This window comes from Mycobacterium sp. TH-M106, from assembly GCF_057473765.1.
Genome location: NZ_JBYCLE010000592.1, coordinates 1 through 7,707, shown reverse-complemented (window position 1 = coordinate 7,707; position 7,707 = coordinate 1). Strand labels below are relative to the sequence as shown.

Genomic DNA, 7,707 nt, shown 5'->3' with positions numbered 1-7,707 from the left:
TGCCGCCGGTACGGGTGGTCCCAGTTGCGGAAGCTGGGCCGCAGGATCTCGCCCGCGACGGCCCACGACCCGCCGCGCAGCACCCGGTAGTCGCCGTGAAAGAACGGCTGCGAATAGCGCCGGTAGACCATCGGAGTAAAACCCGGCCATCCCCGCAGCGGGGAGCTGGTCCACTCCCACACGTCGCCGAGCATCTGCTCGGCTCCGTACGCCGACGCGCCGGCCGGGTACGCCCCGACCGGCGCCGGGCGCAGCGCCGCCCCGCCGAGGTTGGCGTGCGCACCGGTCGGCGCGTCCACACCCCACGGGTAGCGCCGGCGGGCGCCGGCCGCCGGGTCCCACGCGCAGGCCTTCTCCCACTCGATTTCGCTGGGCAGCCGCCCACCGGCCCAGGCCGCGTATGCTTCGGCCTCGAAATAGCTGACGTGGCAGACCGGCTCGTCGGCGGGGATGTCTTCGACCCGACCGAACCGGGTGCGTGAGGCGTGGTCGGGGCTCCAGAACTGCGGCGCGATCAACCCGGCCTGCTCGCGGTGCTGCCAGCCGCGCCGCGACCACCAGCGCGGCTGCCGATAGCCGCCGTCGTCGACGAAGTCCCGCCATTCGGCGTTGGTCACCGGAACCCGGCCGATCCTAAAGGGCGGCACGTCCACGACGTGCGCCGGCCGCTCGTTGTCCAGCGAGAACGGCTCGCTTGCGGCGTCGGCACCCAGCGTGAACTCACCGCCGGGCACCGCTACCGACGTCCCTACCAGGCCGGGCCGGCCGGCGGGCAGCGGGGCACCCGCGCTCAACACCGGCGCACCGGGGCGCAGGTTCAACGCCTGCAGCATGGTCTCGTCGTGCTGGTGTTCGTGGCTGAGCACCATCGCGAACGTGAAAACGTCAGCCCCGTCCGGCGATTCTTCGAGGGTGCCCAGTGCGTCAAATGTCCTCGACCGGACCGCTCGGCAATACGTTCGCGCCTCGTCCGGCGACAGCAGCGGCAGGTCGGCCCGGCTCGCCCGGGGGTGGACGAAGGCGTCGTAGAGGCCGTCGACGTTCGCCGGCAGCATGCCCGGCCGGCTCGGGTCGCCGCCGCGCAGCAGCCACAGCTCTTCCTGCTGGCCGATGTGGGCCAGATCCCACACCAGTGGGCTCATCAGCGGGTCGTATTGGCAGCGCAGGTCGGCGTCATCGAGACTGGTCAGCGCCAACGTGCGCTCCCGCGCCCGGGCCAGGTCGCCGGCCAGCGTCTGGTAGGCGCTCACGGCACTCCCCTCGCCAGCTGGGCGACCGCCGGAACGACTCCGGCCTCGGCCACCCGGTAGGCGAAGTCGTCGGCCGGGCAGCGGCCCTTCTCGACGAGTCGAAGCAGTTCGCGCATCCCGTCGTGCAGTGCTGCCGGCGCCCGCTCGGCCGCTATCGCGGCGCACCGGTTGGCGGCCGCATAGAGCAACCGATCCTCCAGCCCGATCCGGGCGGCGACATCCCAGGCGGTGGCCACCGGCTCGACCGCGTCGGCGGCGAGATCAGCGGCAATCGGGTCGTCGAGCAGCGTCACCAGGGTGAACACGATGGCGGGCCACAGCGCGTCGTCGACACTGTCCAGGTAGCGGATCTCCAGCCAGCCCCGCAGCCGCACCGGCGGGAACAGCGTGGTCAGGTGGTACTCCAGGTCGGCGGTGGTGGGGCGGCGATCGCCGAGCAGCACCCGGCCGTCGGCCCAGTCGGCGAACGGCACATACCGGGTGACCGGCGCGCATCCCTCCGCGTGCGGACCGAGTACCAGCATCACCGGCGCGTTCAGTCCGTAATGCGCCCAGTCGGTGGCGGGGTCGGCGCCCGCGCAGGTAGGGTCGCCCAGGATGGGGCCGCACCGCGCCGAGTCCAGCTGGCTCCACACCCGCTGCCGGGTAGAGCGCCAGCCGGAGAAGTCTCCGGCCAGCAGCGGCGAGTTGGCGGCGATGGCCACCATCGTCGGCCCCAGCGCGTGCGCCAGCCCGACCCGCCCGGCCCAACCGGCTCGTGCGCCGGCATCCAGGTTGACCTGGATCGACGCCGTCGACGTCATCATCGCCGCGCCCGCCTGCCCGGTGTGACTGGCAACGAAGAACTGTTCCATCGCCTCATAGCGCGCGCCCGGGTTGATTCGCCGGGTCGGCCGCAGCGGGTCGGCACCCAGCGGCACCAGCCCCAGCGCGGCGCGGGCAAAAGCCGACCGCATCACCGCCTGGTCGGTGGTCATCGCCTCGATGGCCGCGACGACGCCGTCGGTGGGTGGGCTGGACAGCTCCACGGCGCCGCCCGGCTCGACGCTGACCGCGCTGCCGCCCGGCAACGGCGGCAGTGCGTCCAGCACGGCGCCGATCTCTTCCCAGCCGGGTCGACGGCACGGATCGGCCGGGTCGAAGCAGTGCGCCTCGACTTCCAGGCCCACCCTGCTCGGCGGGGCGTCGGTGAGGCAGCGGTCGGTGATGTACTGCGCGGCCTCCGATGCGCTGGTTATTTCGGCAGGGTTGGCAGTTTCGGCAGGGGCGGCAGGGTCGGTGGGGCCGCTGCAGCGCTCATCGGGTGGTGACACCTCTGTCACCACCTGGGCTTGCCTATCCGACATATCCGATCCGGTTACTGGGCCAGGCTGTTCTGCATCGCTCCGGCCAGCACGTTCACCGCCGGCCCGGCGTTACCGGATTGGCACACCTTGGCTTGCAGCAGCACATTCTCCAGCAATCGGGTCTGGTTGAAACAACGCCGGTCAGTGTCGGCCTCCTGTTTGACCCACGCCGCGTCGGTGCCAGTGGGCGGTGCCCCGGCGAAGGACCACACCTGGGTGATGCCGTTGTCCAAATGGATCGCGGTGGTCTGCCCGGAACAGCCAACGGTCCGGTCGGTGACGCGGTGAAACGCCCGGCCGGCGGCGTCGTTGGTGGCGAACACCCCGACCGCCTGTTTGACGAGGTGATTCTGATCGGTGGCCGACGTCTGGGTGACCGCACTGTTGAACGACGCCAGGTCGGGGTCGTTGTAGACCTCGGGCAACCCGATGTCCGCCCAGTTGTTGCAGACCGGGTTGTCCACCCAGTAGCCCTGGTAGGGGTCACGGGCCACCGATTCCCAGCCCATCGGTGCGCCGACGATGTTGCCCACCGCCCCTTTGGGGAGCACCGCGTAGGACACCACGCCGGGATCCGAGGGGCGCGCCGCCGCTACCGGGGAGCCGTAGAACCCGGCCGCCGCCGCTGCTGCGGCCAGGCCCAGGTTGCATGCCACTGCGGCGGACACCCGCACGGCTACACCTTTACGGAAACGTCCGCGTCTGCGCTGCCCGACGCGATGACGGATCGGCGGGCCGTCAACCATCTGACGTGTTTATCTCGCTGGCCGCCGGTCGCGGTCGAGTCCGTGGCGAGAACGACTGTGCGGCTCATGGGCTCGATCATGCCAGGGCCGATCCCACACCGGCTGGCTTACCCCGGAACGGGTTGGCGAGCTGCATGCACTATTGTCCTAGTCAGTTATCGGGGCGGGATGCATGTCAGGGGAGATAAATGGGATTATTCGACGTAAGCGGCATGGTGATCACGGCCATGGTGGGGGCGTCTCTGGCCACTGTGGCCACTGTCACCACTGTGATCCCTGTGGCTTCTTTCCCGCGGCCGGAAGGCGCTGGGTCGCTTTTGCGCGAATCTGAGTATCTGCTCGCCGCCTCTGGGACCTCGGTGGATCAAGTGCTCACCGGCGATGTCGGAGGGGTCTGGTCCGACGGCGCGACTCCGTCCAGCCAAGATCTCGCCCTCGTCCTCGGACCCACAGGCATACCGACCCCTAGCGACCAGTACCTTCAGGCGGCATACCACCTCTACCTGGAACCCAGCGGGCTCTACACCGGCCCGGAGAGCGATGTTTACGCGCTGACGACCCCTGAACTCAGCGGGGATACCGAGACCGGGCTGGCGGCCGACGAGGCGGCCATCCGGGCCGCGCTGATGCCGCTGCTGGAAAGCGGCCACCACGTCACCTTGTTCGGCTACTCGCAGTCCACGGCGGCGATCTCCGAGGTGCTCAACCAGCTCACCGCGGAGTACGGCGACAAGTACGCCGACGCCATCAACTTCGTCCTCGTCGGCGACTCGGCCTCGCGGTACGGGTTCCTGGCTAATTTCTACGACTCACTGCCGTCCTGGATGCAAAGTATTCTGCTGAGCAACGCCCAGAGCTGGGGCATGGGTGGCGGGGTGATGGACCTGGGCCCGACACAGCCACCGGCCACCGACCTCACACCGGACGGCCCCTACCACGGCGACGTGTTCACGCTGACAAGTGGCGGGTTGGGTGATCCGTACCCGGACGGATACGCTTCGTGGAGCCCGGACTCTTTCGCCAGCGGATCTGATCTGGGGTGGCAGCAATTACTCGGTATGCTGGTCGGCACCCACGAGGAGTACCTCGGCCTGACGCCCGGCGACGTGGCCCAGGCACTGACCCAGGTCGACCTCGCCGACACCGTCAACTACCTGGACCTGAACCCGGCCCAGAGCGAACTCGAAGTGCTCACCCAGGCGGCCGCCGAGGTGGGCTACATACCACAGTGGTTGGCCGACGGCCTGCTGGAAATAGGTCTCTGAGGCGCGCCCACGCGCCCCCACGTTACGGGTGCGGCGGCGCTGGCGGACGCGGCGGAGCGCCGGGGCCGGCCGGTCCACCGGGACCGCCGGACTCCGGTCCGGAGTTCGGGCTCATCGACGACGGGGATTCGTGCATCATGCATCCTCCGCGATGATGATGCCCGTACCAACCGCCCCCACTGACGTAGGCACCGGTGAAGAAGATCATCGAGGTGACAAAGACGACCCCGGCGACGATGATCACCCATGCTGCCGTCTGGTAGAGCCGGCTCGGTATGGTCCATGGTGGCTGTAGTGGTGGCTGTAGCGGTGGTAGCGCCCCGGCAGGCTGGTCTCTGGGTTCGGGAGTTTCGGTCATGGGCTGCATCATGCCTGACAAAGTGGATTGGCGGACGAGTTCGCGGTCAATCAGGTCTGCCTTCGGGCACCGCGGTCTCCACCGTTGCCAACCCGATCGCCGACCGCTTCGATGACGCATCGGTTCGGTAACGAATTTAATTCGTACATTCGTGTACTTACATCGATGTGATACGTTTATTCACGGTCGTGCGAGTTGTGAAAATTGGGGACCTGAGTTGTGAAAATTCGGGGGCCTGGAACTCATCATCGGAGTTGGCATTGACGACGTTCACTCGATTGAGCATCGCGGCAATTACCGGCACAATTACCGGCATTGGCCTATGCGGAAGCGCCGTGGTCTTCAGTTCCGAAACGCTAGCGGCACCGTTTCCCACGGGTGGACCGGTGTGCCGAGGCGGTGTCGCGGTCTTTGTCGGCCCACCCGCCGGCGGCCCGGTTGCGGGTGGGGCCCCAGCCGCCGCAGGTGCTCCCGCCGCAGGTGCTCCGGCGGCAGGTACTCCGGCGGCAGGTACTCCGGCGGCAGGTACTCCGGCGGCAGGTGCTCCGGCGGCGTCTGCCGTTCCCACTCTGGGCGGCGTAGCACCGCAGGCCGGCACGGTGCCCGCTGGTACAACCGCGGCGGCGACGCCTTGTGCTCCCGCGAGCGCCGATCTGACCGCTCTGGCTGGTCCGGCGGTACCCATGGCACTCCCTGGGCCGCTGCCTGCGGTCCCCGTCGTGCCTGCGGCACCGCCGGTTCCGGTGATTCCTGCGGCACCGCCGGTTCCGGTGATTCCTGCGGCACCGCCGGTTCCGGTGATTCCTGCGGCACCGCCGGTTCCGGTCGTGCCTGCGGCACCGCCGGTTCCGTTGATTCCCCCGGCTCCTGGTGCTCTTCCGCCGGTCCCGTTGGTGGCGCCGGGCCCGGCAGGTGCCGCGGCTGCGAGCCCCCTGGCAGGGCTGCTGACCGATGCCGTCGGCTTCCCGGTGAATTTGGCTGCCGGTAGCAAGTAACGACGGCTCGGCGTAGATCAGCGCCGAGCTCTTTTCACTACTCCTCCACGATCACCGGATCGCCGATGTCGACCGTGTCGAAGTACCACTGCGCATCGGCTGGGCTCAGACCGATGCACCCGTGAGTGACATTGTCGATGCCCATGGAGCGAAGCGCCCACGGCGCCGAGTGAACGTAGAGGCCGCGTCCGGTGATCCGGACGGCGTGATCGACCGAGAGTCGGTAGCCTTCGGGGTCGTCGACCGGGATGCCGACGCTGCTGGAATCCATCACGACCGATCGGTCCTTGGCCATGACCGTGTAGCGGCCCACCGGCGTGGGGAACTCGGCCTTGCCCATCGTCGCCGGCATCACCCCGGGTTCGCCCCAGTGCGGGCGGTGGTGCGGCGCCGGCAAGGGTCCGGCCCCGACCCCGTCGACGGTCACCGTGAAGGTGCGAGCCGAGATATTGGCGACGCCCACCACCGCGGGGCCGGTCTCGAAGTCAGCGGTCAGTTTGCCGACCGACAGCGCCACCGTGCTGTGCGCCGGCCAGAAATGGTCGGGGACCCATCGCAGCACGGTGTCGTCGAGCCACTCGTAGTTCCCGGTCATCGTCGGCGTCGTCTGCACGGTGATCGCGTGCTCGACTGCCCGGCGATTACGCACCGGTGACCGCAACGTCACCACGACCGGATGTGCCACACCGACGACCGTGCCCGCCGCCGGCAGGACCGATGCGATGGCGACGCCCCCCGGTTGGTTCACCGCAGCGCTGCTCAACCCCGCGGGCGCCACGACCGCGACGGCCGTCGTGACAAGGATCCCCACCGCCGCAGAAACGCGGCGCACCGCTGCCGACATCGCGGACATACCTTCCCATCAGGTGACTGCACGTTACTGTCCGTTGATGGTATTGAGCTTTGACCGGCCCGCCGATGAGCGCGCACCCGTGTTTCGGTCAAGGCTTCATCAAGGTTTGGTCACTGCACATCCGCGCCGTAGGTGTGCGGGAACTGCGTCATGACCGCAGCTTGAACGGGTACCCGAACGCTGAAAAACACCAGGGCATCAGCTACTTCCTGGCCGGCATGACCATACCGGGCATCGAAATCCGATCGCTGCGTGAGATCACCGGCGACGTGCTGTTCAGATGTGTTCGTGCCCGACGACATGGCGCTGCCCTGATACGCCCTGGGCACCCACAAGACGTCGCCGGGCTCTCCGAACGGCGCGGATGGATCCCACGGCAGGACCGTTACAACTGATGTTGGTCATTGTTGGCCAACTGTTGCCGGGGTAACGGTTGCCCGGCGGTGGTGCGCGCGTTCGTTCCGGCTGGGCGGGCGAGATTCGGTTCCTCGCATCCCTGTCCGGTGGCGGTTCCCACACACCCGAGGCTTTTCCTGCGCAGCCTGGTTGGTAGCTCTCACTGCGCGATCCTCCGGTCGCTGCGGTGTCACACCTTTCCGACGCCGGGCCGAATAGCCTTGGGCGCGACGCCCGATCACCGTGGCCGCGGCTCCCCCGCAAGCGGGTGGTACCCCCAGATGTCGGGTGACGTTTTCATAGGGGCGCTGCCAGTGCTGAGCGCCCCAAACGCTGCTATAGGCCGGGTTGACCGCCAACACCTCGACACCGGCCATGTGGCACATGCCGGCCAGCCGGTGGCGGAACACCGCCGTCGGGATCCTTGACACGGTGCGGCGAAACCGCTTCCCGCGGGCGCCGCGACCCATGGTTTCCCGGCCGAGGGCCCGCGCGTCG

Annotated in this window: 7 protein-coding genes and 1 pseudogene; 2 read left to right on the top strand and 6 right to left on the bottom strand. The window is 68.5% G+C overall.

The genetic code is table 11. The annotated features are described in order from the left end of the window. The 3 genes from egtB to AC2VOP_RS20095 all read right to left on the bottom strand — a co-directional run. Positions 1-1,250 (bottom strand): ergothioneine biosynthesis protein EgtB (gene egtB, locus AC2VOP_RS20105; protein WP_486962605.1); only part of this gene is annotated, 1,250 nt, incomplete at its 3' end. After that, complete coding sequence (gene egtA / locus AC2VOP_RS20100; RefSeq protein WP_486962604.1) at positions 1,247-2,563, bottom strand: ergothioneine biosynthesis glutamate--cysteine ligase EgtA; 1,317 nt, start codon at positions 2,561-2,563, stop codon at positions 1,247-1,249. The genes egtA and egtB, both read right to left, overlap by 4 nt. A 44-nt stretch (positions 2,564-2,607) precedes the next feature. Continuing rightward, complete coding sequence (locus AC2VOP_RS20095; protein ID WP_486962603.1) at positions 2,608-3,270, bottom strand: sensor domain-containing protein; 663 nt, start codon at positions 3,268-3,270, stop codon at positions 2,608-2,610. 350 nt (positions 3,271-3,620) lie between these two features. Between AC2VOP_RS20095 and AC2VOP_RS20090 the strand changes: the two genes are divergently transcribed. After that, positions 3,621-4,607 (top strand): PE-PPE domain-containing protein, encoded by a 987-nt coding sequence (locus AC2VOP_RS20090; protein WP_486962602.1) that lies wholly within the window; start codon positions 3,621-3,623, stop codon positions 4,605-4,607. Positions 4,608-4,629: 22 nt separating this feature from the next. Here the strand turns inward: AC2VOP_RS20090 and AC2VOP_RS20085 are convergent, their stop codons facing one another. The 3 genes from AC2VOP_RS20085 to AC2VOP_RS20075 form a co-directional block, all read right to left on the bottom strand. Next, on the bottom strand, positions 4,630-4,965 hold the full coding sequence (locus AC2VOP_RS20085) for a hypothetical protein (protein WP_486962601.1): 336 nt from the start codon (positions 4,963-4,965) through the stop codon (positions 4,630-4,632). Between the two features lie 342 nt (positions 4,966-5,307). Further along, on the bottom strand, positions 5,308-5,805 hold the full coding sequence (locus AC2VOP_RS20080; protein ID WP_486962600.1) for a hypothetical protein: 498 nt from the start codon (positions 5,803-5,805) through the stop codon (positions 5,308-5,310). Between the two features lie 192 nt (positions 5,806-5,997). Further along, positions 5,998-6,804 carry a L,D-transpeptidase gene (locus AC2VOP_RS20075; RefSeq protein WP_486962599.1) on the bottom strand — a complete coding sequence of 269 codons (807 nt, stop codon included), beginning with the start codon at positions 6,802-6,804 and terminating at the stop codon, positions 5,998-6,000. Between the two features lie 110 nt (positions 6,805-6,914). Here AC2VOP_RS20075 and AC2VOP_RS20070 point away from each other — a divergent pair. Then, positions 6,915-7,091: pseudogene (locus AC2VOP_RS20070) on the top strand (hypothetical protein); the annotation flags it as partial. Positions 7,092-7,707 lie beyond the last annotated feature (616 nt).